Raw genomic sequence first — 25,691 nt, forward strand, 5'->3', positions numbered from 1 at the left:
CCAGACGCTCGGCGAGGATCCGGGCGCCGGCCAGGACACGCTCCTGGCGTTCCTTGAACTCCGGGGACGCCGCGATCTTGAACGCCACGGCCTTGCCGGCGATGACGTGCTCCAGCGGGCCGCCCTGCTGGCCGGGGAACACCGCGGAGTTGATCTTCTTGGCGATGTCGGCGTCGTTGGACAGGATGATGCCGCCGCGCGGACCGGCGAGGGTCTTGTGCGTCGTGGACGTGGTGACGTGGGCGTGCGGGACCGGGGACGGGTGCAGCCCGGCCGCCACCAGGCCAGCGAAGTGGGCCATGTCCACCATCAGGTAGGCGCCCACCGAATCCGCGATCCGCCGGAACTCGGCAAAGTCCAGCTGCCGGGCGTACGCGGACCAGCCGGCCACGATCAGGGCCGGCTTGTGCTCCCGGGCCAGGCGCTCGACCTCGGCCATGTCGATCCGGTGGTCCTCCTCGCGGACCTGGTACGGGATGACGTTGTAGAGCCGGCCGGAGAAGTTGATCTTCATTCCGTGCGTCAGGTGCCCGCCGTGGGCCAGGTTCAGGCCCATGATGGTATCGCCCGGACGGATCAGGGCATGCATCACCGAGGCGTTGGCCTGCGCGCCCGAGTGCGGCTGCACGTTCGCGTACTCCGCGCCGAACAGGGCCTTGACCCGGTCGATGGCGAGCTGTTCGACCACGTCAACGTGCTCGCAGCCGCCGTAGTAGCGCTTGCCCGGGTAGCCCTCGGCGTACTTGTTCGTCAGCACCGAACCCTGCGCCTGCATGACAGCTTTGGCGGTGTGGTTCTCCGACGCGATCATCTCCAGCCCGTCGCGCTGGCGGGTAAGCTCGGCGTCGATCCTCGCCGCGATCTCCGGATCCAGCGCGGACAGGTCCGCGTCCAGGCTCGGCGAGACTACCTGCTCGAACGCGACTGTGCTTGTGCCTGCGGCCGCGGCTGCCGCGCTCACAGTTCGCCGCCGTTCTTGGACGCGTACTCCTGGGCCGAGAGCAGCGGGCCCTCGGACTCCGCGGCGACCTTGAACAGCCAGCCGGCCCCGTACGGGTCGGAGTTGATCAGCGCGGGATCGGAGACAACGGCGTCGTTGATCTCCGTCACCTCACCCGTGACCGGCGAGTACAGATCAGAGACGGACTTGGTCGATTCGACCTCGCCGCAGGTCTCCCCCGCGGTCACCCTCGAGCCGACCTCGGGCAGATCCACGTAGACGATATCGCCCAGGGCGTCCGTGGCCACGGCGGAGATGCCGATGGAAACTGTGTTCGACCCGGCGTTGCCGGAGTCCCGCGAAACCCACTCGTGCTCGTCGGAGTACTGCAGTTCAGGGGCAACTTTTGCCATGTGTTTTTCCTTTGCGTTTGAAAAGTCGTGGGCTAAATCAATTGTGGCTGAGGTACGCGGCAACGACCGTGGCCGGGTTGGGTGGCGGTTGAGGCAATTCCTCCCCGCCATCTCCCTAACCTCGCAAGCTCGGCCAGGGAACCCTGATGGCGTGGGCCCACGCATGCTCGGTCGCGATGGCGCCCGCTGAGCGGACGCGACGCTCCCTTAGACGCACGCTTCCGGAATCCCCTCACCCGCCGCTATTCAGTTCAGTTCTGGACGCCAACAGTTTTCGAAAAGACACCAGTTCCGGAAGAAACAGTGGCCGTTCGTATTCTTCTAGAGCCGGGCTGCTTCTTGGCTCCAAGGGTGTCATCAAGCTCAACCCCCAATGATCGAGCTTGGCGTGGCGCCCGGTGGGACAAGCCGAGCCGCGGTAGGCGGCATATCCCCCAGCACCTTGGCTTTCGAAGGCGCCGGTTCCCGTCGGTCCGGATGTGGCGTGATGTCTCGAAGGTGACGTGCCCCCGAGGGGCCGGCCGGGCTGGGTTTTCGAAAGCGTGCGTCTAAGCGAGTGACCGCCGTCCGGGTTCCCTGACCGAGCTTGCGAGGTTAGGGGGACGGTGGGAAAGCGAGCGAGCACGCGTGAAAACCCAGACGGACGGCCCCGGTGCCGGGTACCGCTGAGGCACCCGGGAACCGATGACGTACTGGCCGGGCTACTTTTGGCGCTTGTAGAAAGGCAGTGCGACCACTTCGAACGGCTCGGCCTTGCCGCGGAGGTCGATGTCCAGGGCGGTGCCGGGCTCGGCGAGCTCGACGTCGACGTAGGCCATCGCGACCGGGTAGCCGAGGCTGGGGCTGGGCTGGCCGGAGGTGACTTCGCCGACGACGTTGCCGTCCTTGAGGACCGGGTAGTGGCCGCGGCCGGCCCGGCGTCCGAGGCCCTTGAGCCCGACGAGCTTGCGGCCCGTGGTGGCGCCGGCGCCGGCTTCCTTCTTGGCGGCCAGTGCGGCCTTGCCGATGAAGTCGCCTTCCTTGGACAGCGCGACGACGGGGCCCAGGCCGGCGGCGAACGGATCGCCTTCGAGGGTGAGCTCGTTGCCGTAGAGCGGCATGCCCGCCTCGAGGCGGAGCGAATCGCGGGATGCGAGCCCGGCGGGGGTCAGCTCGCCGTCTTCGGCGATGGCGACGAGCGCCTGCCAGAGCGCGGCGGCGTCGTCGTTGGCGACGAAGATCTCGAAGCCGTCTTCACCGGTGTAGCCGGTGCGGGCCAGCAGGAGGTCCTGGCTGGCGCCGCCGAACATGAACGGGACGTCTACGGCGGCGTAGTACTTCAGGCCGGTGACGAGTTCGTGCTCCGCGGCGGGAACCAGGCGCAGCAGGATTTCCTGGGCCTTGGGTCCCTGGACGGCGATCAGCGAGGTCTCGGCGGAGGCGTCCTGGACCGTGACGTCGAAACCCCCTTCTTTGCCGGAACCAGCCCGCTCGGCCAGGGCCGCGGCCACGACCTTGGCGTTGCCCGCGTTGGGGACCACGAGGAACTTGTCAGTGCCGTCGGCCGCCGCCGGACGCCGGTAGGTGATGAGGTCGTCGATGATGCCGCCGTCCTCGTTGCAGATCAGCGAGTACTTGGCCTTACCGATCGACATCGCGGAGATCTTGCCGACCAGGGCGTAATCCAGGAAGGCTGCGGCGTCCGGGCCGGTGACCCAGACTTCGCCCATGTGGGAGAGGTCGAACAGGCCCGCGGACTTGCGGACGGCGTGGTGCTCGGCGAGTTCGGAGCTGTACTTCAGGGGCATCTGCCAGCCGCCGAAGTCCGTGAAGGAGGCTCCGAGCTTCTTGTGCTCTTCGTACAGGGCCGTGTAGTTCTCAGTCATCGTTGGCTGTCCTTAGTTGGCGGAGTCGTCGGAGTGGGCTGCTGTGTCTTCTTCGAAGGATTCGAGGGGAGGGCACGAGCAGATCAGGTTGCGGTCCCCGGCGGCGCCGTCGATGCGTCCGACCGGCGGGAAGTACTTGTCCTGCTTGAGCGTGTGGACCGGGAAGACGGCCTGCTCGCGTGGGTACTCGCGGGTCCAGTCGGTGCTGATCACGGCAGCGGCGGTGTGCGGGGAGTTGCGCAGCGGGCTGTGCTCCACGGTGAAGTCGCCGTGGGCCACCTGGTCGATCTCGGCGCGGATGGCGATCATGGCCGTGATGAACCGGTCGATCTCGCCGAGGTCCTCGGATTCGGTGGGTTCCACCATGAGGGTCCCGGCCACCGGGAAGGCGAGCGTGGGGGCGTGGAAGCCGTAGTCGATCAAGCGCTTGGCGACGTCCTCGGCGGTCACGCCGGTCTTGGCCGTGAGTTCGCGCAGGTCCAGGATGCACTCGTGGGCCACGAGGCCGCCTTCGCCGGTGTAGAGCACCGGGAAGGAGTCGTTCAGGCGCGCCGCGATGTAGTTCGCCGCGAGCAGCGCCGACTTGGTGGCCTCGGTGAGGCCGCGGCCGCCCATGAGCTTCACGTATGCCCAGGAGATCGGCAGGACGCCGGCCGAGCCGTACCGGGAGGCGGAGATCGGGGTGCCGTCGGCGCCGTTGGCCGGGTTCGCGGCATCGCCCGGCATGAACGGTGCCAGGTGGGCCTTGGCCGCGACCGGGCCGACCCCGGGTCCGCCGCCGCCGTGCGGGATGCAGAAGGTCTTGTGCAGGTTCAGGTGCGAAACGTCGCCGCCGAACATGCCCGGCTGGGCCAGCCCGACGAGGGCGTTGAGGTTGGCGCCGTCGATGTAGACCTGGCCGCCGGCGGCGTGGATCGCGTCGCAGACCTCGCGGACGTCGGCGTCGTACACCCCGTGGGTGGACGGGTAGGTGATCATGATGCAGGACAGGGCGTCCTTGTTGGCCTCGATCTTGGCGGTCAGGTCCGCGTGGTCGATCGTGCCGTCGGAGGCGGTGGCCACGACGACGACCTTCATGCCGGCGAGCACGGCGGAGGCCGCGTTGGTGCCGTGGGCGGACGCCGGGATGAGGCAGATGTTGCGCTGGGCGTCACCGCGGGAGAGGTGGTAGCCGCGGATGGCCAGCAGGCCGGCGAGCTCGCCCTGGGAACCGGCGTTGGGCTGGATGGAGACCTGGTCATAGCCGGTGATCTCGGTCAGCTGGGCTTCGAGGTCCTCGATCAGTTCGCGCCAGCCGGCGGTCTGGGATTCCGGGGCGAAGGGGTGGATGGAGGCGAACTCCGGCCAGGAGATGGCTTCCATCTCGGCCGTGGCGTTCAGCTTCATGGTGCACGAACCCAACGGGATCATGGTGCGGTCCAGTGCGAGGTCGCGGTCCGAGAGGCGGCGGATGTAGCGCAGCAGCTGGGTTTCGGAACGGTGGGTGTTGAACACCGGGTGCTGGAGGAAGTCGGAGGTGCGCTCGACGGCGGGGTCCAGGCCGAACCCTTCAGAAGTGTCGGTCACGGACGCGCCGAACGCGGCGATGACGTCGGCCACGATAGCGACCGTCGTGGCCTCATCGGCGGAGATGCCGACGGTGTCGGCGTCGATGGCGCGCAGGTTGACGCCCTTGGCGTCGGCGGCCGCGATGATCTCTGCTGCCCGGCCCGGCACGGAGACGGTGATGGTGTCGAAGAAGGAGGTGTGCAGCACGTGAAGGCCGGCGGCCTTCAGGGAGGCGGCGATGGTCTTGGCGTGGACGTGGACCGTCTGGGCGATTGCCTTCAGCCCGTCGGGGCCATGGTAGACGGCGTAGAAGGAGGACACGATGGCCAGCAGCGCCTGGGCGGTGCAGATGTTGGAGGTGGCCTTCTCGCGGCGGATGTGCTGCTCGCGGGTCTGCAGCGCCAGACGGTAGGCCGGGACGCCGGCGTTGTCCTTGGAGACACCCACGAGGCGGCCGGGCATGGAACGCTCGAGGCCCTTCTGCACGGCCATGTAGGCGGCGTGGGGGCCGCCGAAGAACAGCGGCACGCCAAAGCGCTGGGCGGAGCCGACAGCGATGTCCGCCCCCTGCTCGCCCGGGGGCGTGATGAGGGTCAGGGAGAGGAGGTCGGCGGCGACGGTGACGAGGGCGCCGCGTTCCTTGGCGTCGGCGATCACGGCGGTGTGGTCGAACACGCGGCCGGAGACGCCCGGCTGCTGCAGGACGACGCCGTTGATGACGCCCTCGGGCAGGCCCTTGGAGAGGTCAGCAACCTCGACCTCGAAGCCGAGGGCTTCGGCGCGGCCCTTGACGATCGCGATGGTCTGCGGGAGGCAGTCGGCGTCGAGGACGGTCTTGCCGTCGTGGGCCGTCTTGTTCTTGTTGGCGCGGCGCATCATCAGCACGGCCTCGGCGACGGCCGTGGCTTCGTCCAGCAGCGAGGCGTTGGCGATCGGCAGGCCGACGAGGTCCTGGACCATGGTCTGGAAGTTCAGCAACGCCTCTAGCCGGCCCTGGGAGATTTCCGGCTGGTAGGGCGTGTACGCGGTGTACCAGGCCGGGGCTTCGAGGATGTTGCGGCGGATCACCGGCGGGGTGAGCGTGTCGTAGTAGCCCTGCCCGATCATCTGCACGGCGGTCTTGTTCTTCGCGGCCAGCTTGCGCAGCTCGGCGAGGACTTCCACTTCGCTGAGGGCGGCGGCGAGCGCGAGGTCGGAGTCCTGACGGATGTCCTTCGGAACGGCGGTGTCCACCAGGGCGTCGACGGTGTCGTAGCCGACAGCCTTCAGCATGGCGTCGACGTCGGTCTGGCGGCGCGCGCCGATGTGCCGGTCAACGAAGGACGTGGAGGCTGGGGTAACAGTCACAAGGAACTCCATAACTCAGGCGGCGCAGGGTACGCCACATTGATTCGGGTTCCTCCCCGCTCTGTATTGGACCTGAGAGTTTCCGCGCAGCCTGCGTTTGAGGGGCTCCGCTTGCACCGTCGGTGAGCACAGCATGTCCGGGACAAGCCTGCTACTTTCCAGAGATGCCTTGCCGCGGCGGTACGTGGGCCTGAGAGATTCCTGGGGAGGGTTTGCTCCTACGGCGCCTGCTTGTACCTACTTGCAGGGCTCTCCCGCCGCAGATCAAAGGCGTATTCAATTGGGGGTGACAACAGTCACAGCTCTCATTGTCCTATGCCGGGCGCGCGTCCGCAAACTCCCGGCGACCGGCCCACCCAAGGTTACGGGCAACGAGCCGCCCCCAGGTGAGTCCGCCAACGCGATTTCGCCGGACAGCGCCGGGGTCGCCGTAACGTTCCGGCGAAGTCGCAGGCTTCCGGCGAGTTCGGCGGAAGTAAGTGGCGGGGGTCGGCGGGGTGGGCCCGGGCGTCAGCGGCGCAGCCTCTCGACGGCGGCGAGGAGGCTCTCGACGTCCGCCTCGACTTCCGGAAGCGGCCCGCCCGGGCCCCGGCCCAGCATGGCGTTGAAGTACAGCCCGTCCCCCATGTACAGGACGGCCTTCGCCATGGCGGGTCCGACGTCGGCTGCCAGCAGTTCCAGCCAGCTCGCCTGGGCGGCGGCGAAGCGGCGGAGGGTCTCCCCGTGCGCCACCTCGGCGAGCCGCGTGGCCGCCACGAAGACCCGGTCCATGGGCGTGTCCGCCCACACCGAGGACTTGATGAAGTACGCCGCTGCCCCTTCGGGGGCCGCCGCCATGGCCGCAACATCGGCAGCCAGATGCTGGTCCAGCCGTTCCAGCAGGACCGCGATCATCGCCTCCTTCGTCGGGAAGTGGTAGAGCAGGCCGCCCTTGGAGACGCCGGCCCGGCGCGCGACGGCGTCCAGCGTCGCGGCGCGCTCACCGACTTCGATGAGCAGGGCTTCGAAGGCATCGAGGACGGCCTCGCGGGCGACGGGTTTCCTGGGCATGCATCCCATCATGCCTGTCATGCCACGCATTTCTTAACTGTACCGTCCAGACGGTATAGTTACGTCTCATGAGCATCTCGTCTATCACCGCAGCCACCAGCACCCCGGCCGCCACCGGCCCCCGGGCACCGTGGCGCGACTGGGTGGCGCTGGCCCTGCTGATGTTCCCGGTCCTGCTCGTGGCCGTGGACAACACCGCCCTGACGTTCGCGCTGCCGACCATCGCCACCAGCTTGTCCGCTTCCGGCGTCGAACTGCTCTGGATCATCGACGCTTATCCCCTGGTCCTGGCCGGACTCCTGGTCGCGATGGGCTCCCTGGGCGACAGGATCGGCCGGCGCCGGCTGCTCTTCGTGGGCAGCGCGGGTTTTGCCGCAGTGTCGGCCGCGACGGCGTTCGCACCGAGCGCCGAATGGCTGATCGCCGGCCGCGCCGCGCTTGGCCTCTTCGGCGCCATGCTCATGCCGTCCACGCTTTCCCTGATCCGCAACATCTTTCCGCAGCCCAACCGGCGCAGGCTCGCGGTGGCGATCTGGGCAGCGGGCTTCTCCGGCGGCGCCGCCCTCGGTCCGATTGCCGGCGGCTGGCTGGTGGAACACTTCTGGTGGGGCGCCGTCCTGCTGGTCGCGGTGCCGATCATCCTGCCCCTGCTGTTGCTCGGTCCGGCGCTGATACCGGAATCCCGCGACCCGAAGCCCGGCCGCGTGGACGTGCCCAGCATCGCCATGTCCCTGCTGGTCATGGTGCCCGCTGTCTACGGGATCAAGACCCTCGCCACCCACGGGCATGCACCAGAGGCGTTCGCGAGCATCGGAGCCGGCCTGCTCATGGGCTATGCGTTCATCCGGCGTCAGCGCGCCCTGGCCCGCAACGAGGGTACGGCGCCGATGCTCGATGTCAGCCTCTTTGGCAACCGGATCTTCAGTACGGCCATCATTGCCAACGTCCTGGCACTGTTCTCCTTCAACGGCTTCATTCTGTTCCTGGCCCAGCACCTGCAACTGCTGGAGGGCCAGTCCCCCTCGGCCTCCGGGGTAGCCATGGTCCCGGCCCTGATCGCCACAGTTGCGGCGGGGCTGTTCGTAGTCCCACTGGTGCGCAAGGTGCGGCCCGGCTTTGTTGTGGCCGGCGGGCTGCTGCTGAGCGCGGCGGGCTATTTCCTGGTGGCATTCGGCGACCACAGCCACGGCCCGTCCCTGCTCCTGGCCGCCCTGATGGTGCTCTGCCTGGGGGTGGGCGCCGCGGAGACGATCTCCAATGACCTGATCCTGGGCGCGGCGCCCGCGGACAAGGCCGGGGCCGCCGCGGCCATCTCCGAGACCGGCTATGAAGTGGGGTCCCTGCTGGGCACGGCGATCCTCGGCTCGATCCTGACGGCCTCCTACCAGGGCAACCTCCGGCTCCCCGCGGGCGTGACCGAGCTTGCCCCGGCCGCGGCCACCAGCCAGGCCGGCGAAACCCTCGCCGGCGCCGTGGAGCTCGCCCGGATGCTTCCGGCTCCCCTGGCGGAGGCAGTGACGGCGGCCGCGCGCACGGCCTTCGACTCTGGCGTCCACGTCACGGCGTCAATCGCGCTGGTCCTGATGGCCGGGGCCTGCGTCCTCGCCGCCGTCGTCCTGCGGACGGTGCCGAAGGCCAACTAACAGGCTTACCGGCCGTCGACGTACTTCTGCAGGGCGTCCAGCAGCTCACCGGTGCCTTCCTTGCGCCCGGCGACCTGCGCCTCGTCGCTGGCCCGGGAGCCCGTGAAGAATGCGCCTTGCTCGGTCAGGGTCAGGAGGGTGCCGTCGCCGTCGGGCTCGAGTTCGATCGTGCTGAGCGAGACAGACATGCGCTCGCCATCCAGGAGCATCTCGTAGGTGTAGATGATCCGCTCGTTCTCGACGATGTCGTGGTAGATCGCATGCATGGTGGAGACGAAGCCGCCCGCCGGGCCGCCGACGTCGGTCTCGCGGCCACCCACCCGGAAGTCCAGGCTGGACTCGCCCTGTTCCCAGTCCGGCGGCCCGCCGAACCAGTTCTTCTTGCGCTCGTGGTCGGCGAAGGCGTTGTAGACGGCCGACGGCGGGGCATTCAGTCGGCGTTCGAGGCTGAAGCTTGCATGGGTGACGGGGGTGTTCATTGCGTGCTCCTCGGTGAGGGCGGGTGTTCGTTGCTGGCTGGCTGGCCGCGGGAAAGGAAGTCCTCGAGCCTGTCGAGGCGGCGCTCCCCCGGCGTCCGACGCTGGCCCAGCCAGTCTTCTGCGCGTCGGACCGTGGCGTGGTCAATGCTGCAGCTGCGAACCCTGCCGATTTTCTCACTGCGAATCAGGCCGCTGGCTTCCAGGACCTGGAGGTGCTGAACAACGGCGGGCAGGCTCATCCCGAATGGCGCGGCCAGCTCGGAGACCGCCGCCGGCCCGTCGCAGAGCCGGACCAGGATCGCACGGCGGGTAGGGTCGGCGAGCGCGTGGAAGACGACGTCGAGCTCCCGGTCGCTGAGCGGTTGATCCACCGAATTGTTAAGCACATACTTAAGTATTCTCCGGCACCGGGGGAAGTCAAGGGGTTCCCGTGCTCGAACTCCCGCGATTAAACAGAGGCGTCCGGCGCCGGGAGAACTCCGGCGCCGGACGCTGATGCTTTTTAGGGGCGGGGGAGCCGGTTCCTACTTGTTGTCCGGGGTGGTCACGCTGGCGTTCGCCCGCATGGTCTCGGCATTCACCATCCAGGCATACTGCTCAAGCTTGGCAATGAAGGCATGCAGGAGGTCGGCGGTGGTGGGGTCTTCCTCATCCACTTCATCGTGCACTTTGCGCATCGTGCCGACGGCCGCCTCGAGGGCCGCGACAATCCGTTCGATGGCGTCCTTCGTGTTGATCAGACCGGCCGGGAACTGGGCGAGCGCTGTGGACTTGGAAACTGTGGAGCTGCGGCCGTCCGGCAGGGCGTGGATGGCGCGCATGCGCTCGGCGAGCTCGTCCGCGAAACCGCGGGCGGCCTCGACGATTTCGTCCAACTGGAGGTGAAGGTCCCGGAAGTTGGTCCCGACGATGTTCCAATGCGCTTGCTTGCCTTGAACGTGGAGTTCGATCAGGTCCACTAGGACCGCCTGCAGGTTGGCCGTCAGTGTAGGTGTTGCTTTCATGCATCCTCCTCGATAGAACCGGTACCTTGCGGGCCGCGGGCGCCATCTGCCGGCACCCCGGCCGATGCTTCCGACGCTACCGCAGGGCAGGGACGGGCCGCGAGGTTCGGGGAGGAATTTCTCAGTCAGCTTACTAAGTCGGCTTACTAACCGTTTCGGGAAGGCTCAGACTGCCTCGTTGAGGAGCGGCCCCCGAGGGAACACGGCCCTTGTGATGCCGCCGGAGGTGGACTGGGAGAGCTGCGTGAGGTAGTCGTTGCGGCGCCTCGGGGTAATCCTCGACTGGGGTTCGAACGGCTGCTCGGGGTCGTCGGCGTAGTGGGCGGTCAGTCCGTCACGCATGAGCCGGATGGCCTCCGAACGCTGCTGGGACACCGCTGCGTGCGTGGATCCGAGTTCCGCGGCCAGGTCTTTGACCGTCCGGTCGCCGAAGTAGATTTCCTCCACAACGTAGCGCATCCGTTCCGGGAGGGATTTTACGGCGGCCCGCAGGTACTGGAGCCGTTCGTCCGCGAGCACAGAGTGTTCCGGAGTGAGGGTTTCGGCGGCCAGCGTATCCACCACGGCCTCATCGAGGGGCGTCAGCGTGCGCGAGGCGTCCGCGAGCGCGGCCTCCACAACGCTCTGCTGGACGCCCAGTGCGGAGGCGATCTCCTCCACTGTGGGGATGCGGCCCAGTGCGGACGCCAGGGTTTCCTGGACGGACATGGTTTCCTTGATCCGCCGGCGGGCGGAGCGGGTGGCCCAGTCGCTGGCCCGCATCTCGTCGGCGAAGGCGCCTAGGATGCGCCGGCGCGCGAACGCACCGAACGGCACCCCGAGGTCCGGGTCGAACGAATCGGCCGACGTGATCAGGGCAATAGCACCGGCCGAGGCCAAGTCATCGCGAGAAAGGTGTGACGCCTTCGAGCACAAATCTGAGACGAGATACCCCACCAGCGGAAGGTGCTGCGTGACCATCTCGTTGCGTTCCACGCGATTCAATACTGTGTCCCCCCATGAGACCGGATCCGAAGGGTCCTAGACCCTCAAAACGCCGGGAGCCGCACCCAAACCGACCGGTGCTCCCCCCATAGGAGTCAGCGTTCGCAAGTAGGGCGCAGCACCCATGGTCGAAACCTATCACCTGATCCAAGATCTGCGTGTACCCTCAGGGAAAAGCTTGGCAAAAAATGCGGTGGCCGTCCTGATGCTGTGAGTCACGGGGCGGAAAGAGAATGGGGCCCATGAGCGCAAGTGATCTCTCCGCGGCGCTGTGGCAGGAGCGGCGGCACCTGGAGCTGCTCCTGTTCAGGCTGGAAACGCAGCGTCTGCACATTGCGGCCGGGAATCTGGAATGGCTGAACTTCATGGCCTCCGAGATTGAAACCGTACTGGACCGCCTGCGCTTCGAAGCCCTGGCCCGGGGTGTCGAATCTGCTGCCGTGGCGGCCCAGTGGGGTCTGCCGGCGCAGACCACGCTCGTCGAACTGATTGCGGCCGCACCCGCCGGGCCCTGGTCCGAGATCCTGCGCGAGCATCTGGAGGCCCTGCACGCACTCCTGGCCCGGCTGGGCGAGGCCGCCAGCGTGAACGAAGAGGCACTGCGCACCCTCCCCCTGCCGGGACGCCCCGGGCCGGCGGACACGGCCGGGATGCTGGATCAACTGACCACCGGCGGAAATCTGGAGAGGTCTCTGGCCGTGGTCCGGCGTTCCGCCCAGCCGCTCCTGGCCCAGTATATGGGCGAGGACCAGGACTGACCCGGTGCGGTCCTCAGCCCTCGACGGGAGTGGCCCGCGGCGGCATGAGCCCGCGCAGCGCGTCCTCGGCGTCGGGGCCAGCTTCCGCCGCCGCGAGGTTGGCCGCTGCGATGGCTTCGATGACTTCCCGGCGCTGGATGGGCACACCGCGGGGTGCCTCAATGCCTATCCGAACGCCGTCGCCGCGGCCTTCCAGAACCGTGATGACGATGCCGTCGCCGATCATGATCTGTTCGCCCGGCTTGCGTGTAAGTACCAGCATCCTCTCAATCTACCCTTCAGCGCGGGGAGCGTCGGACGATTCCCGCCGGTTCTGCCATGTCGGAGCCGGCCCTGCCGGGCGCCCGTCGATCCAGCCCACGGGCAGTCCAAGACCGTTGACGGTTTCAGGTGACCCGGTCTCCGCGGCGCCGACCACCGCCACTGCGGTCACGTTGAGCTGGGCGGACAGCACGCCGACCCAGCGCGCCGTGTCCTCATGCTTGCGTCCGGCGTCGACCACTACCCAGACCTGGTCAGCGGAGAGCGCGGCCACGGACTGCACCCGGGCCAGGGCGTTGCGGGCTTTGCCGAGTCCGAACGCCACCAGGACGGTGCGCTCCGTCACCACCGCGTGGGCGCGCGCGGCTGTGGCGTTTTGGCGTCCCTCGACGTGCAGGTGGCCGTAGGCGGAGAGCTCGCCGGCGGTCCGCACATCGGCACCGCCGGCCGCCATGGACATAGCCAGGGCGGCGTCCATGGCGTCCTCCCCCAGCCCGATCAGGACCACGAGATCGCCGACGCCGGTCAACGGGGCAGGGGCGCCCGGCGCAGGGCCCGGCGCGCTGCCAGGCGCGGCGGTCGGCGCAGCAGTGGAGGCCAGCCGGCCGGCGGCGCTGGCGGGAGGTACGGCGGCGGGAGGTGCGGCGGCGGGGCCCGGATCGATGGGGGAGGCCGGGCGCCCGGGGTTGCCGACGGCGGCGGCCGTTTCCGCCGGGGTCCGGAGCCCGGCGCCGAGCTGTTCCAGAAGCTCGGAGAAGTCCCGCGACTCGGTGGATACACCGGCAGTTGCGGGCCGGTGCAGGCTGAGCTCAGCGGCGTCCGCCTCTTCCAGCAGTGCGGCGATGGCGGCGCCCTGAAGGTGATGGGACGGGAGGTGATGGGACGCGCCGGGAGCGGGCGGGGCCGTCGCCGGCCCTGCCGGGGCTCCGGTCTGGGCTGCCGGCGGGGCCGGTGTTACGGAGGCCGTCCCGGCGTCGGTCTCCCCCGCGGTCTCCCCCGCGGGCCCACCGGCGGGCCCACCGGCGGGACCACTGGCGGCCGTGCCCGGCTCGGCCCCGGCCAGGATGTCGGCGTCGGGCACTACCTCGCCGGTGACCACCTCGTGCTTGGACAGGATCTCGATCATGGCCTCGTAGCGGTCCTGGGCGAAGAGCCCGGCGATGCCTGGGCTGATGACGCGTTCGGCGGACACGATCCGGGCCGCGGGTCCGTACAGCTGTTCTGCCTTGCGGCGGATTTCCTCGAGCGAGGCTCCCTTAAGCCGATAGCGGTTCGGCATGGCGCACCACTCCTACTGTTTCGATCCGGACGTTGGCAGAGGTCACCTCGCGGTAGGACAGCACCGGCACGGACCCGGGCTGCGCACCGATGAGGCGGTGGATGGCGGGCCGGAGCGCCGGTGCGCACACGAGCACCGCCTGGCGGTTGGCGGCGGCCGCGGCGTCGACGGCGGAGCGCACTGAGCGCAGCACGGCGTCGAGCCTGTCCTGCCCCATGACGATCTGGCTGCCGCCTTCCGCGGGCCGCATGTCCTCGAGCATGTGTTGTTCCAGGACGGGGTCGATCATGATGACGTTGAGCACGTGGCCGTCCATGAACTTGGCCGTGAGCGCGGGTCCGAGGGCCTGCCGGGCGGCTTCCACGAGCGATTCCGGATCAGTGGAAATCTTGGCGCGGAGCGTGAGGGCCTCGTAGATCCGGGCGAGGTCGTTGATCGGCACCTGCTCATCCAGCAGGCCCTGCAGGACGCGCTGCAGCTCGGCGAGGGAGAGCAGGGCCGGGGTCAGTTCGTCGACGGCGGAGGGGCTTTGCTTGCGCACGCCCTCGGTCAGCACGCGGACGTCCTCGCGGGACAGCAGCCGGGCAGCGTTCGCCGCGACGATCGAGGACAGGTGGGTGACCAGGACGGAGACCCGGTCGATCACCGTGGCACCGGTCATTTCGGCATTGTGGCGCATTTCCCCGGGGATCCACTTTCCGGCGAGCCCAAACACGGGCTCGATCATCGCCGGGCCGGGGAGGGAGTCGAGGTTCTCGCCCAGGGCGAGCATTTGGCCGCTGGGGGCCGTGCCGCGGCCGGCTTCCACGCCGGCGATCCGGATGGCATAGGTGGCCGGCGGCAGGTCCACGCTGTCCCGCGTGCGCACAGGCGGGATGACGAGGCCCAGCTCCATGGCGATCTTGTGCCGGAGCGACCGGACCCGGGCCAGGAGGTCATCGGAGGCGCCGGAGACCATGTCCACGAGGTCCGGTGCCAGCAGGATCTCCACCGGGTGGATGCGCATGTCTTCCAGCAACTTCTCGTTGGGATCCTTTTCCGGGAAGTTCAGCGCGGTCGACTCAGCCTCCCGGGCTGTTTCCGCCAGCTGCTGGCTTGCCGCGGTCCGGCGGGAGGCGATGATCAGGCCGATTCCGACGACGACGAACGGGATGGGCGGCATGCCGGGGATCAGGGCCATGGCGAGGGCGGCGACGCCGGCGATCATGAGCGCATTCGGTGACTGCAGCAGCTGCGTGGAGGCCGTCCGGCCCATGTCCGACTCGGCATTGGACCGGGTCACGATCATGCCGGTGGAGACTGCCATGAGCAGCGCCGGGATCTGGGTGACGAGCCCGTCGCCCATGGTCAGCAGGCCGTAAGTGTTCAGGGCGTCGCCGATTTCCAGGCCGCGCTGGACCATGCCGATGGCGATGCCGCCGACGAAGTTGATGATGATAATGATGATGCCCGCGATGGCGTCACCCTTGACGAACTTCGACGCGCCGTCCATGGCACCGTAGAAGTCGGCCTCGGCAGAGACTTCGGCCCGCCGCTCCCGGGCCTGCGTGTCGGTGAGGAGCCCGGCGTTGAGATCGGCGTCGATCGCCATCTGCTTGCCGGGCATGGCATCGAGGGTAAAGCGCGCGCCCACCTCGGCCACCCGCTCGGCGCCCTTGGTGACCACGACGAACTGGATCACCACGAGGATGAGGAACACGACGGCGCCGATGATCATGGAGCCGCCGACCGTTACCTTGCCGAAGGCATCAATGACCTGCCCGGCGTACCCGTTGCCCAGGACCAGGCGGGTGGAGGCGACGTTGAGGCCGAGCCGGAACAGCGTGGCCACCAGCAGCAGGGACGGGAACACGGAGAAGTCCAGCGGCTTCTTGACGAACATGCTGGTGAGCAGGACCAGCAGTGCCAGCAGGATGTTGCAGACGATGAGGAAGTCGAGCAAGGGCGCGGGCACGGGAACCACCAGCAGGAGCACGATCCCCACGATGCCGATGGGCACCACCAGCCGGTTCAGCCTGTTGTTCATGGTGCGGTCCTTTCACAGACGCTGATTCCCAAAGTGTTCATCCCGCGCGGCACACTGTGTTTCGCACCGTGTTTCACGCTGTGTTTCGCACGTTGCGCAACGTGTCTCATACGGCCGCGGCCGTGCTGGTCATGCGGTGCATCCCGGCGCCGGCACCCCGGGCCTTGAGCGCCATGACGAACGCGAGGACGCCGGCCACCGCCCGGTAAAAGTCCACCGGGATCTCGTCCCCCAGCTCACAGGCCCCGTGCAGGGCCCTGGCCAACGGGATGTCCTGGACCATGGGCACGTTCTTCTCCTCGGCCTCTTCCCTGATCCTGGCAGCCACGTGGCCGGAGCCCTTGGCCACCACGCGGGGCGCGGACTTGCCGGGCTCGTACTTGAGCGCCACCGCCACGTGCGTGGGGTTGACCAGGACGACGTCGGCGTCTCCGATCGCCGCGATCATGCGGTTGCGGCTCATGGCCATTTGGCGCGCGCGGCGCTGGGACCGGATGAGCGGATCGCCCTCGCTGTTCTTGTTCTCGTCCTGGACTTCCTTCTTGGACATCCGCGTCTTCTTGCGGTTGCGCCGCATCACGACGAAGAAGTCCGCCGCGGCCAGCACGATTCCGGCGGCCACCGCGAACTGGACCAGGGCGGAAATGCCGCCGGCGGCAGCCTGCACCACGCCGGCGACCGGCAGCCCGCCGGCGGTCAGCAGCACCGGGACCAGCCCCTGCACCACGGAGTAGAGCACCAGCCCCACCACGCTGGCCTTCAGCAGCGCCTTGAGGCCGCCCCACACCGCCTGGGCGCCGAAGAGCCGCTTGATCCCGCCGAGCAGGTTGAAGTGTTCGAATTCGAGCCTGAATTTCTTCAGGTGGACACCGCCCTGGAGGGCGGAACCGGCGAGGACGGCGAGGAACACGACGATCAGCAGGGGTCCGATGATCCCGGCGATGGACGCGAACCCGTCTTCCAGCGCCCGGACGGCTTTGCCGGGATCCGGGGCGGACATGATCCCGCGGACGCTGAAGAGCTGGTCTGTGGCGGCGTTGGCGGCCCGGTTCACGGTGCTGGGCAGCATGAGCGCGGCGGCGCCGACGCCGAGCCACGCTGTGAGGTCCTGGGAACGGGACAGCTGGCCCTTGGAGCGGACGTCCCGCATCCGTTTGTCGGTAGCTTGCTCGGTCTTTTCCTGTGAATCCGCCATCAGCCCACCCCCAGCACGGCTTTGGCTGCCTGCCCGGCGAGGCTGGAAACGATCCGTGGCAGCGCCAGGAACATGAAGCCGGCCAGCATCAGGGTGAGCAGAATCTTGAGCGGGAAGCCGAGCGAGAAGGCGTTCAGCGCCGGCGCCACGCGGGTCAGCAGGCCGAGCCCGACGTCGGCAAGGAACAGGACCACCAGGAGGGGGCCGGCGATCTGCACGGCGGCGAGGAACATGCCGGACACTGCCGTGATGATGGCCTGCACCGGTTGGGCCAGGTCAATCCCCCCGGCCAGGGGCAGCGCGGCAAAGCTGCCGGTGAGGCCCGTGATGACCAGCTGGTAGCCGTCGGAGGCGAAGAGCAGGGCCAGCGCCGCCATTTGCAGGAGTCGGGTGAACTGTGCGCCGTTGACCATCATTTGGGGATCGTAGGCCTGCGCCATCTGGAATCCGCTGGACAGGTCGATCAGACTGCCGGCGGACTGGATGGCTGCGAAGATCACCAGGACCAGGAATCCCAGGACGAGCCCGGTGACGAGCTCCAAGACCACACCGGTGAGGAACGCGGCGGTGTCGCGGGGCGTGTAGCCGCCGACCATGCGCTGCGTCACCGCCAGTCCCAGCCCCAGCCCCAGCATGGCCTTGACGCGACCCGGAAAGGCCTGGTGCGAGAAGGGCGGTGCCACGATCAGGAAGGCGGTCATCCGGACCGTGGCCAGCAGCAGGACTTCCAGCCAGGTCGGGTCGATGGGGATGCCCACCTCACAGGCCTCCGAGCAGGGACGGGATCTTCGCGAAGAGGTCGTTAGTGAACGAGACCATCTCCGAAATCATCCAGTGTCCGCAGACGATCAGGGCCACGGCCACCGCGGCCGCCTTCGGCACGAAGGACAGGGTGGCTTCCTGCAGCTGCGTGATGGACTGCAGCAGGGAGATGGCCAGGCCCACCACCAGCGCCGTGACAAGCACCGGCGCGGCGAGCTTCGCGGCCACAATCATGGCCTGGAGGCAGATGTCCAGGACCGCGTTGGCGTTCATCCTGAACTCGCATAGCTCTGGACGAGCGCGGTGATGATCAGGCCCCAGCCGTCCACGAGCACGAACAGGAGGATCTTGAAGGGCAGCGAGATCATGACCGGCGGCAGCATCATCATGCCCATGGACATCAGGGCAGCGGACACCACGAGGTCGATCACGAGGAACGGGATGAAGATGACGAAGCCGATGATGAACGCGGCACGGAGTTCGGAGATCATGAACGCCGGGATGAGGGTCTGCAGCGGCACGGCCTCAGGAGTGGCCGGGTTCTCGGCCCCGGCGGCGCGGGACATCAGGGCGATGTCCTCTTCCCGCGTGTGGGCGAGCATGAAGTGCTGCAGCGGACCCGACGCGGCGCTGACCGCACCGTTGAAGTCCAGCTTGCCGTTGAGGTAGGGCTGGATTCCGAGGGTATTCATCTCGTTGATGACGGGCCACATCACAAAGATCGAGAGGAACAGGGCCAGCCCGGCCAGGACCTGGTTTGGCGGGATCGACGGCAGGGACAGCGCGTTGCGGGTCATTGCCAGGACCACAAAGATCTTGGTGAAGGACGTCATCATCAGCAGCAGCGAGGGCGCAACGGCCAGGAGCGTGATCCCGATCAGGGTCAGGACTGCGGTGGAGGGTTTGCCGTCCATCCCGTTGATCTGGATGTCGACGTTTCCGCCGCCGGGGTTGGCAGGGTCGGTCGGCGGCACCGGCGGCACCGGGTCGATGGGTGCGGCGTGGCCGGCCGGGGCGTTGAGCCACAGCAGGAGGACGGCAAACAGCACGACGGCGACCCCCAGGGCCAGGAGCCTGAGGGTTCTTGCGACAGCTGTTCGCGGACGGGTGGTGCCAGTGGCGAGCGGGAACATCAATTGCGGCGTCCGCTCCTGAGAGCGGCGGCAGCCTGCTTCCAGGTGGAGCCGGCCAGGATGGAGCCGTGCAGGGGCGGATGGCCCGAAGCGCCGCTGGCGCTGCCACGGCCGGCGGGGCCGCGGGCATGGGAGTTGCGGTGAAGGGAGCTGCGGCGGGACGGCGGCAGGTCCCGGACCCCGTCCGGGCCGTCGGCGGCGGCATCCGCGCCGTCGGCGCCGTCACGGGCGCGCCCGGCCGGCTGGCTGCTGAAGTGGTTGCCGGCGAGCGGGCTGGCCTCGGCCAGGACCCGGGCGAATTCCCCCAGGCCGCGGCTGATGCCGGGAACAGGGACTTCTTCGGGTTCGGGCGGGATGTCCCCAGTGTGCAGGACGTTGACGGCGTGCTCGGTGACGCCCAGGAGGAAGCGCTGCCCGGCGGCGTCGACCACCACCACGGAGGCTTTTTGTCCTAGGCTCTGCCGGCTGACGATGGTCAAGGCGCGGTCAGCCCGGCGCCGCCCGGCGCCTTGGCCCAGCCGGCGCTGGAGGAACCACATGAGGCCAAGCACCGCGCCCAGGGCCACGACTACCCGTAGCCCGAGGATCAGTGCGTCCATTCAGCTGAGCCCCTCGGCGACATCGAGGATCCGGGTGATCCGCACCGCGTAGTCCTGGTCGAGGACCACAACTTCGCCGTGCGCGATCAGGCGCCCGTTGAGCAGGACGTCGGCCGGGGCGCCGGCGGAGCGGTCCAGCTCGATGATCTTGCCCGGCTCCAGGGACAGCACGTCCCGGACCGACATCCGGGTGCGTCCGATCTCCACGGTCAGGGCCATTTCAATGTTGTTGATGCGGCCGAGCCGGCCGGCCACCGTGTCGCCGCCGGCGAACAAGTCCCCGCCGCGGTCCTGGCTGTTGCCGTGTTCGCGGAGCCGGACAGCAAACCAGGCGGCGGCGTTGCTGCCGTCGGAAAGTTCAAAGACAGCCGTGTCGGGGTCCGAGAGGAGCCCGGAGACGTCGGATTCCCGCAGGTCGGACAGGACACCGGCCCCGAAGACCGAGCTGGCGCTTTCCATCGCGGGGCGCAGGACGTCAGTCACGGAGACGTGTCCCAGCTGGGACCCGGCCCCGGCGGCCTCGTCAAGGAAGGTGCGGTCGCTGAGCATGAGGGCGAGGTCGGCGGTCACCGCGCCGACGAAGGTCGCCGTGACCGCTTGCCGGGCGTAGGCCGCCGCGGAGCGGGCGGGCACCAGGGCGACAACCTTCAGGGCCACCGGGCTCGGCAGCTCCTCGACGAGCCGTTCCGCCGACAATTCGTGCTTGGTCAGGGTGATGCTCATCGTTGGTTCTCCTCGATTGTGACAATTACTGCGGCCGCGCGGGAGCCGTTGCGGGCCGGGGCGGCGGTGGCCAGCCGGGTTCCGTCCAGGGTGAGGTCAAAGGGCCGGTTTTCCAGGTGCGGCAGGGTCAGGACGTCGCCGACGGCGAGTCCCAGGACCTGGCTTGGGGTGACGAACGACGTCGAGAGCCGTACCGACAGTTCCACCGGCACCTGCTCCAGCTGGGCGCTGACGCGCGCGGCGGCGTCGTCGCGGGAGTCGGTCGGGTTGACCTTCTTGAGCCGTCCCAGCAGGATGCCGGCCGGAACGGCCAGGGTGGCCGGGGCGTTGACGTCGCCGACGCTCATGGTGAAGGAGGCGACGATCATCAGTTCGCTCGGCGCGGCCGCCTGGGCGAACTGGGAGTTGTACTGGATCGTGTCCACCCGGACGGCCTCGCTGAGCAGCGGTCCCAGGGAGTAGCCGAGGTCTTCGAGGGCTTCGTCCATGAGGCCCTTGATCAGCGCCTGCTCGATCTGGGTGAACTTGCGGTCCGGCATGGGCGAATCGTTGGAGGCGCCGAGCATGCGGTTGACCCAGCCGAGGGCGGCCGGGCCGGGGAACTGCACCACGAGCTTGGAATCGTGGGCCTCGACGGTGCACAGGACCATGGCCGTGACGGCGGGCAGCGAGGCGGCGTACTCGTCGTAGCTGAGCATGCTGACATCTTCAAGGCGCACCACGGACTTGACGCGGACCTTGGCGGTGAGCTGCGTGCCCCACTGGCGGGCGAAGGTTTCGAAGGCGAGCTCCAGCACTCGGCTGTGTTCGCGGGCGAGCGTCGCGGGACGGCGGAAGTCATAGACGCTGACGGTCCGCTCCCGTGCCACTTCCCGCTCATCCAGAACACTCACGGTTGCCACTATCGGCCAGGGAACCCGAGGCGTAAGCAATCCGCCGCAGGCAATCCGCCGTAGGCAATAAGCAGCCTATTTCTGGCTCTGTTTCAATGCCTCCGGGATCAGCGCCCGGACGACGTCGGGCTTGTCGGAAAGGACCACGATGTCCACCCGGCGGTTCCGCTCCATGAGCGCCGGGGTGGAGTCGTCGTTGACCTGCCGGGCCGATCCGAACGCGACGGCGCCGATAGTGCCGGGGGCAATGCCGCCGTGGTCCACCATGTGCCGCAGGACGTTGACGGCGCGCGCCGAGGACAGTTCCCAGGTGGAGGGGTAGGCCGTGATGCCGTTCGCGGCGTGGCCCTCGACCATGATTTCCATGCGGGCCGGCTTCAGGACCGGGGAGATGACCTGCAGCACTCGGGTGGCCCGGGAGGTGAGCTCGGGCCGGTCGGGTTCGAAGAAGGCCTGTGATCCGACGAGTTTGACGGTCAGGCCGCGCTGGTCGATCTGGAACTCGACGTTCTCGCTCAGCCCGGCGGCTGCCAGCCCGGCCTGCATTTTCTTCTGCAGTTCCTTGAGTCGGTCCACTTCCTTGACCGCTTCAGCCATGTTTTTCTCGGGGGATGCGGTTGCCGCGCCCTTGACGGCGGCGAACGCCTCGAGGTTCTGGTCCACGAGTTCCGGCGGCACCACCGTGCCCGACGCCGTGTCCACGGTCTCCGACGCGACCGCGCCGAATCCGGTGGCCAGGGAGTTGCGGAGCTTTTCAAACTTGTTGGCGTCCACGGTGGACATCGCGAAGAGGACGATGAACATGCACATCAGCACGGTGACCATGTCCATGTAAGACGCCATCCAGCGTTCGTCGACGTGGTGTTCTTCCGGCTTCTTGCGCCCGCGCCGCCTGGGGCTCACGCGGCCTCGTCCATCCTGTCGGACTTGTCCGCGCCGGCGGCTTTCTTGCCGCCGCTGCCGGAGCTCTTGAGCTGGTGCTCCGGGACCATGGCGCGGAGCCGTTCGGCGAGCAGCAGCGGCTGGGCGCCGGACTGGACCGACAGCATGCCTTCCATGAGCAGCGTCATCCGTTCGATGTCCAGTTCCGAGAGCCGGGCCATCCGGGCGCTGAAGGGAAGCCAGATGAAGTTGGCGGAGAGCAGGCCCCACAGGGTGGCGACGAAGGCTGCCGCGATCATTGGGCCCAGGTGGTCCGGCGTGGAGAGGTTTTCCAGGACGTGGGTCAGGGACACCACGGTGCCGATGATGCCCACGGTGGGAGCGTAGCCGCCGAGGCTCGCGAAGAATTTGGAGTTGGCGTGGTCGCTGCGGGACTTCGAATCGATCTCGTCCTCCATCAGCATCCGGAGGTCCTCGGCGTCGGTGCCGTCGGCTATGTTCTGCAGGGCACGGGCCAGGAAGGGATCCTTGACGCTGGCCGCTTCCTCTTCCAGGGAGAGCAGGCCCTCACTGCGGGCCTTTTCGGCGAAGCGGACCATCTGGTCGATGCTTTCCTGCGGCTTGGCGGTCTTGCCGAGGAACATCTTGGGGAGGGCTTTGAAGGCTTGGACAACGTCCTTGAGGGTGTTTCCGGCGATCCCGACGGCGAGCGTGGCGCCGAAGACCAGGATCATGGGGGCGGGGAGGAGCAGCGCCGACAGGCTGGCGCCCTCGAGCGACACCATGGCGATAACGGAGCCAAAGGCGAGGAGCAGTCCGATGACTGTTGCGGGATCCATCGTTACTTTCTGGGTTGCGCGGGCGCCGTGGGGCCGGCGCCGTCGTCGTAGGGGTCGTCGTCCGGATCGTCGGTCCGGACCAGGCTTAGCGGATATCCGGTGATGGCCGGAAAGTCCCGGGCTTTGCTCAGGATGTAGGCCCGGTAGTCGGCGATGAGCTCGACCACTTCGGCGAGGCTTTCCAGCACCACGTAGGCGGCGCCGTCGAGCGTCACCAAATGCGTATCCGGGCTCTCGTGGATGCGCTCAATGAGGTCCGGATTGACCGCGAAGCGCGTTCCGTTGAGGCGTGTGACGACGATCATGGGCCGATTCTGCTCTGTGAGGGGAAGGGTGTTCTCCTCCGTACTGTCGGCAGGACCGGCCCCTTCGTTAGGCGCCTTGGTGACGTACCGGTTCCGCAGGGCGGCCAAGGTGGGCCAGAGTGCCCGTGCCAAGGCTGTTGCGCGGTATTAGGGTGGGAGCTGACGGGGCCACGCGGCCCGCCCCGTTGGACGCCTGCTCTGTTGCAGTTCGTCCCTTGCAAGTGGTCCAGTGCCAGGAAGCGACGGCCGTCCGCCTCATGAGGAAAGGCCAGCCATGGTGCCATTTCCGGCTCTGGAGCAGCCGTTGAACCCGTTTCCCCGCTACGAAGCCATGCGGCACAGTGAACCCGTTTTCCAGGATCAGGAGACCGGGGTGTGGCACGTGTTCCGCTACGACGACGTGCAGCGCGTCCTGTCCGAGCACGCCACGTTTTCTTCCCGGATCGGCGGGGACAACCCCTCCGAAACGGGCCAGCTCTTCGCCGCCAGCCTGATCAACACGGACCCGCCCAGGCACCGCCAGTTGCGTTCCCTGGTGTCCCAGGCGTTCACGCCACGGTCAGTGGAAGCGCTCGGCCCGCGCATCTCGGAACTCACTGACGAGTTGCTGGACCCGGTAGTCGGTGCCGGCGCCGCGGAGCTGATCGACCAGCTGGCCTATCCGTTGCCGGTCATCGTGATCGCGGAGCTGATGGGCATCCCGGCCGCGGACCGGGACCGATTCAAACAGTGGTCCGACGTGATCGTGAGCCAGACGCGCCCGGGCGCCGACGAGACCGGGCACATGGCCGCCCACCGGGAAATGGCGGAGTACTTCATGGGCATGATCGAGCAGCGGCGGCGCATGCCGGGCAATGACCTCATTAGCGGGCTCCTCGCGGCCGAGATCGACGGGCAGAGGCTCAGCGGCATCGAGTTGCTCGGATTCTGCGCCCTCCTGCTTGTTGCCGGCAACGAGACCACCACCAACCTGATCGGCAATGCTGTGCTGTGCTTCACCGAAGCGCCGGGCACAGCGGAGCGCCTGATCGCCGAGCCCGCCCTGCTCCCGCAGGCGATCGAAGAAGTGCTGCGGTACCGCTCCCCCGTCCAGTCCATGTACCGGATCTCCGCCGTCGACACGACGCTGCGCGGCCTGCCCATCCCTGCGGGGTCGCCGATCGTGGCCTGGATCGGCTCGGCGAACCGTGACAGTGAGCAGTTCCCGCACCCTGACGTGTTCGACGTCGGACGCTCACCGAACCGTCACCTCGCCTTCGGGCAGGGCGTCCACTTCTGCCTCGGCGCTCCCCTGGCCCGGCTCGAGGCCAAGATCGCGCTGCAGGCCGTGCTCTCCCGGTTGCCCGGACTGGCCGTGGATCCCGAGGCGCAGCTGGAACGGATGGAAAGCACGATCGTCTACGGAGTGAAACAGCTTCCCGTGTCCTGGCAGGCTGCCTGACGGCGAGCGCCGCCACCGCCACCGGCCCCGGCCCCATCCCGTTGCTTACTCCCGTTGCCCTATCAGTTGTGGCTGCTACGGGGTCCGAATGACAGCCGTTGACAGCCGTAAGTGATAGGGCAACGCGGGGGGGGCGGGGGCTGGAGGAGTTAGCGCTTCAGCTGGGTCAGTTCCTGCAGGACCTCATCCGACGTGGTGATGATGCGGGCGTTCGCCTGGAAGCCGCGCTGCGCAACGATCAGGTTGGTGAATTCCTGCGACAGGTCGACATTCGACATTTCCAGCGAGCCGCCGGTCAGGGTGCCGATGCCGGGGTCGCCCGCGGCACCGAGCTGCACGCCGCCGGAATTGCCGGTTGCCACGTAGGAGGAGCCGCCGGCCTTCTCCAGGCCAGCCGGGTTGGTGAACTTGGCGAGGGCGATCTTGGCCAGGACCTGCTTGATGCCGTTGCTGAACGATCCGATCAGAGAGCCGTCGTTGCCGAGTGTGTAGGACTCGAGCTTGCCCACGGCGGCGCCGTTCTGGCCGCTGACGGCCAGCGAGCTCATGGTGGCGTAGCCCGAGACCTTGGAGACGTCGATCGTGATGCCGTTAACAGCGATCGGGGCGCCAGCGTTCAGCTTCCCATTGGTGAACGTCAGGGAGCCCGCGGTTGTTGCGCCACCGTCGCTGGAAGCATCCCAGCCGGCCGCCGTTTTGGTGAACGTCAGCGTCAGGCTGCTTTCCTTCCCGTTGGCGTCGTAAACATTGACGACACGGTCCAGTTTGGTGCCGTTTGCGGTGTCGTTGGGCAGGTTTCCGTCCAGCGTCACCGTGTCCGTGGCCTTGGCCACCATGGTGTTGGGGTTCAGCGTGATGTCGCCGACGGGGCCACCCGCGTTGATGACGCCGTTGGTGGCGGTCCAACCCTGCAGGATGCCGCCGTCGGGGCTCACCAGCTGGTTAGCTGCGTCCGGGCTGAACGCGCCGGCCCGGGTGAAGAGCTGGCTGCCGCCCTTGCTTGTGACGAAGAAGCCGTCACCGGAAATCATCATGTCCGTGGCCCGGCCGGTGCTCTGCGAAGAGCCCTGGGCAAAGTTGGTGGTGACACCGGCAACCCGGACGCCCAGGCCGATCTGGGCGGGGTTGCTGCCGCCGGTCGCGGGCTGCGGGCCGGTGGCGCCCTGCTGCAGCTGGGACAGGGTGTCCTGGAACTGGGTGGAGGAAGCTTTGAAGCCGGCGGTGTTGACGTTGGCGATGTTGTTGCCGGTAACGTCCAGCATGGTCTGGTGGGCGCGAAGGCCCGAGATTCCGGAGTACAGCGAGCGGAGCATGGGAACTGC

At 67.9% G+C, this 25,691-nt stretch carries 26 protein-coding genes and 1 riboswitch; of the genes, 3 read left to right on the forward strand and 23 right to left on the reverse strand.

What is annotated here, in order from left to right:
* From glyA to BLQ10_RS19330, 5 genes are all read right to left on the reverse strand, one after another.
* The coding region (glyA, locus tag BLQ10_RS19310; protein ID WP_091564631.1) for a serine hydroxymethyltransferase at positions 1–961 on the reverse strand (961 nt) is incomplete at its 3' end.
* Positions 958–1,353 carry a glycine cleavage system protein GcvH gene (gene gcvH, locus BLQ10_RS19315; RefSeq protein WP_091564632.1) on the reverse strand — a complete coding sequence of 132 codons (396 nt, stop codon included), beginning with the start codon at positions 1,351–1,353 and terminating at the stop codon, positions 958–960. The genes gcvH and glyA, both read right to left, overlap by 4 nt.
* Positions 1,354–2,054: 701 nt before the next feature.
* A complete protein-coding gene (gene gcvT / locus BLQ10_RS19320; protein WP_091564633.1) occupies positions 2,055–3,218 on the reverse strand; it encodes a glycine cleavage system aminomethyltransferase GcvT in 1,164 nt (387 codons plus the stop codon).
* 12 nt (positions 3,219–3,230) lie between these two features.
* Entirely contained in the window at positions 3,231–6,125 is a 2,895-nt protein-coding gene (gene gcvP / locus BLQ10_RS19325; protein WP_175558699.1) for an aminomethyl-transferring glycine dehydrogenase, read from the reverse strand.
* 156 nt (positions 6,126–6,281) lie between these two features.
* A riboswitch (glycine riboswitch) is annotated at positions 6,282–6,380 on the reverse strand.
* A gap of 243 nt (positions 6,381–6,623) precedes the next feature.
* Positions 6,624–7,163, reverse strand: coding sequence for a TetR/AcrR family transcriptional regulator (locus BLQ10_RS19330; RefSeq protein WP_091564695.1), 540 nt, complete (start codon positions 7,161–7,163; stop codon positions 6,624–6,626).
* A 68-nt stretch (positions 7,164–7,231) separates the two neighbouring features.
* Between BLQ10_RS19330 and BLQ10_RS19335 the strand changes: the two genes are divergently transcribed.
* The gene (locus tag BLQ10_RS19335) at positions 7,232–8,806 is read left to right on the forward strand and encodes an MFS transporter (protein ID WP_091564634.1); all 1,575 of its coding nucleotides are present in this window, start codon (positions 7,232–7,234) and stop codon (positions 8,804–8,806) included.
* A gap of 5 nt (positions 8,807–8,811) precedes the next feature.
* Here BLQ10_RS19335 and BLQ10_RS19340 read toward each other — a convergent pair whose 3' ends face one another.
* The 4 genes from BLQ10_RS19340 to BLQ10_RS19355 form a co-directional block, all read right to left on the reverse strand.
* The gene (locus BLQ10_RS19340; protein ID WP_091564635.1) at positions 8,812–9,285 is read right to left on the reverse strand and encodes an SRPBCC family protein; all 474 of its coding nucleotides are present in this window, start codon (positions 9,283–9,285) and stop codon (positions 8,812–8,814) included.
* Positions 9,282–9,671, reverse strand: coding sequence for an ArsR/SmtB family transcription factor (locus tag BLQ10_RS19345; protein ID WP_254785677.1), 390 nt, complete (start codon positions 9,669–9,671; stop codon positions 9,282–9,284). Before BLQ10_RS19345 ends, BLQ10_RS19340 begins: the two co-directional genes overlap by 4 nt.
* A gap of 138 nt (positions 9,672–9,809) precedes the next feature.
* Positions 9,810–10,289 (reverse strand): Dps family protein, encoded by a 480-nt coding sequence (locus BLQ10_RS19350; RefSeq protein WP_091564637.1) that lies wholly within the window; start codon positions 10,287–10,289, stop codon positions 9,810–9,812.
* A 165-nt stretch (positions 10,290–10,454) separates the two neighbouring features.
* Positions 10,455–11,273 carry a sigma-70 family RNA polymerase sigma factor gene (locus tag BLQ10_RS19355; RefSeq protein ID WP_091564638.1) on the reverse strand — a complete coding sequence of 273 codons (819 nt, stop codon included), beginning with the start codon at positions 11,271–11,273 and terminating at the stop codon, positions 10,455–10,457.
* A 242-nt stretch (positions 11,274–11,515) separates the two neighbouring features.
* Between BLQ10_RS19355 and flgN the strand changes: the two genes are divergently transcribed.
* On the forward strand, positions 11,516–12,031 hold the full coding sequence (flgN, locus tag BLQ10_RS19360) for a flagellar export chaperone FlgN (RefSeq protein ID WP_175558700.1): 516 nt from the start codon (positions 11,516–11,518) through the stop codon (positions 12,029–12,031).
* A 13-nt stretch (positions 12,032–12,044) separates the two neighbouring features.
* Here the strand turns inward: flgN and BLQ10_RS19365 are convergent, their stop codons facing one another.
* The 13 genes from BLQ10_RS19365 to BLQ10_RS19425 all read right to left on the reverse strand — a co-directional run bounded on the left by BLQ10_RS19365 (position 12,045) and on the right by BLQ10_RS19425 (position 22,928).
* A complete protein-coding gene (locus BLQ10_RS19365) occupies positions 12,045–12,293 on the reverse strand; it encodes a carbon storage regulator (RefSeq protein ID WP_091564640.1) in 249 nt (82 codons plus the stop codon).
* Positions 12,294–12,302: 9 nt separating this feature from the next.
* Positions 12,303–13,571: a hypothetical protein gene (locus BLQ10_RS19370; protein WP_091564641.1), complete on the reverse strand. Its 1,269-nt coding sequence runs from the start codon at positions 13,569–13,571 to the stop codon at positions 12,303–12,305.
* The gene (locus BLQ10_RS19375) at positions 13,549–15,597 is read right to left on the reverse strand and encodes a flagellar biosynthesis protein FlhA (RefSeq protein WP_091564642.1); all 2,049 of its coding nucleotides are present in this window, start codon (positions 15,595–15,597) and stop codon (positions 13,549–13,551) included. The genes BLQ10_RS19370 and BLQ10_RS19375 overlap by 23 nt, the downstream gene beginning before the upstream one ends.
* 106 nt (positions 15,598–15,703) lie before the next feature.
* Entirely contained in the window at positions 15,704–16,792 is a 1,089-nt protein-coding gene (locus tag BLQ10_RS19380) for an EscU/YscU/HrcU family type III secretion system export apparatus switch protein (RefSeq protein ID WP_091564643.1), read from the reverse strand.
* Complete coding sequence (locus tag BLQ10_RS19385; RefSeq protein WP_091564644.1) at positions 16,792–17,550, reverse strand: flagellar biosynthetic protein FliR; 759 nt, start codon at positions 17,548–17,550, stop codon at positions 16,792–16,794. The genes BLQ10_RS19380 and BLQ10_RS19385 overlap by 1 nt, the downstream gene beginning before the upstream one ends.
* 1 nt (position 17,551) lies before the next feature.
* Positions 17,552–17,827, reverse strand: coding sequence for a flagellar biosynthesis protein FliQ (gene fliQ, locus BLQ10_RS19390; RefSeq protein ID WP_090582752.1), 276 nt, complete (start codon positions 17,825–17,827; stop codon positions 17,552–17,554).
* On the reverse strand, positions 17,824–18,690 hold the full coding sequence (gene fliP / locus BLQ10_RS19395; protein ID WP_091564645.1) for a flagellar type III secretion system pore protein FliP: 867 nt from the start codon (positions 18,688–18,690) through the stop codon (positions 17,824–17,826). The genes fliQ and fliP overlap by 4 nt, the downstream gene beginning before the upstream one ends.
* Positions 18,687–19,286, reverse strand: a complete 600-nt coding sequence (gene fliO / locus BLQ10_RS19400; protein WP_091564646.1) for a flagellar biosynthetic protein FliO — start codon at positions 19,284–19,286, stop codon at positions 18,687–18,689. Before fliO ends, fliP begins: the two co-directional genes overlap by 4 nt.
* On the reverse strand, positions 19,287–20,009 hold the full coding sequence (fliN, locus tag BLQ10_RS19405) for a flagellar motor switch protein FliN (RefSeq protein ID WP_091564647.1): 723 nt from the start codon (positions 20,007–20,009) through the stop codon (positions 19,287–19,289).
* Positions 20,006–20,902, reverse strand: coding sequence for a flagellar motor switch protein FliM (locus BLQ10_RS19410; protein WP_254785678.1), 897 nt, complete (start codon positions 20,900–20,902; stop codon positions 20,006–20,008). The genes fliN and BLQ10_RS19410 overlap by 4 nt, the downstream gene beginning before the upstream one ends.
* 75 nt (positions 20,903–20,977) lie before the next feature.
* Positions 20,978–21,805 (reverse strand): OmpA/MotB family protein, encoded by an 828-nt coding sequence (locus BLQ10_RS19415; protein WP_091564649.1) that lies wholly within the window; start codon positions 21,803–21,805, stop codon positions 20,978–20,980.
* Positions 21,802–22,623 (reverse strand): motility protein A, encoded by an 822-nt coding sequence (locus tag BLQ10_RS19420; RefSeq protein ID WP_091564650.1) that lies wholly within the window; start codon positions 22,621–22,623, stop codon positions 21,802–21,804. The genes BLQ10_RS19415 and BLQ10_RS19420 overlap by 4 nt, the downstream gene beginning before the upstream one ends.
* Positions 22,624–22,625: 2 nt before the next feature.
* Entirely contained in the window at positions 22,626–22,928 is a 303-nt protein-coding gene (locus tag BLQ10_RS19425; protein WP_091564651.1) for a flagellar FlbD family protein, read from the reverse strand.
* A gap of 304 nt (positions 22,929–23,232) precedes the next feature.
* Between BLQ10_RS19425 and BLQ10_RS19430 the strand changes: the two genes are divergently transcribed.
* A complete protein-coding gene (locus BLQ10_RS19430; RefSeq protein ID WP_254785679.1) occupies positions 23,233–24,369 on the forward strand; it encodes a cytochrome P450 in 1,137 nt (378 codons plus the stop codon).
* Positions 24,370–24,518: 149 nt separating this feature from the next.
* On the opposite strand, the gene BLQ10_RS19435 is transcribed toward BLQ10_RS19430, so the two are convergent.
* Positions 24,519–25,682, reverse strand: a complete 1,164-nt coding sequence (locus BLQ10_RS19435) for a flagellar hook protein FlgE (protein ID WP_091564653.1) — start codon at positions 25,680–25,682, stop codon at positions 24,519–24,521.
* Between the last annotated feature and the right edge of the window lie 9 nt (positions 25,683–25,691).

The sequence above is a fragment of the Arthrobacter sp. ok362 genome (assembly GCF_900102785.1).
In the GTDB taxonomy this organism is placed as follows: Bacteria; Actinomycetota; Actinomycetes; order Actinomycetales; family Micrococcaceae; genus Arthrobacter.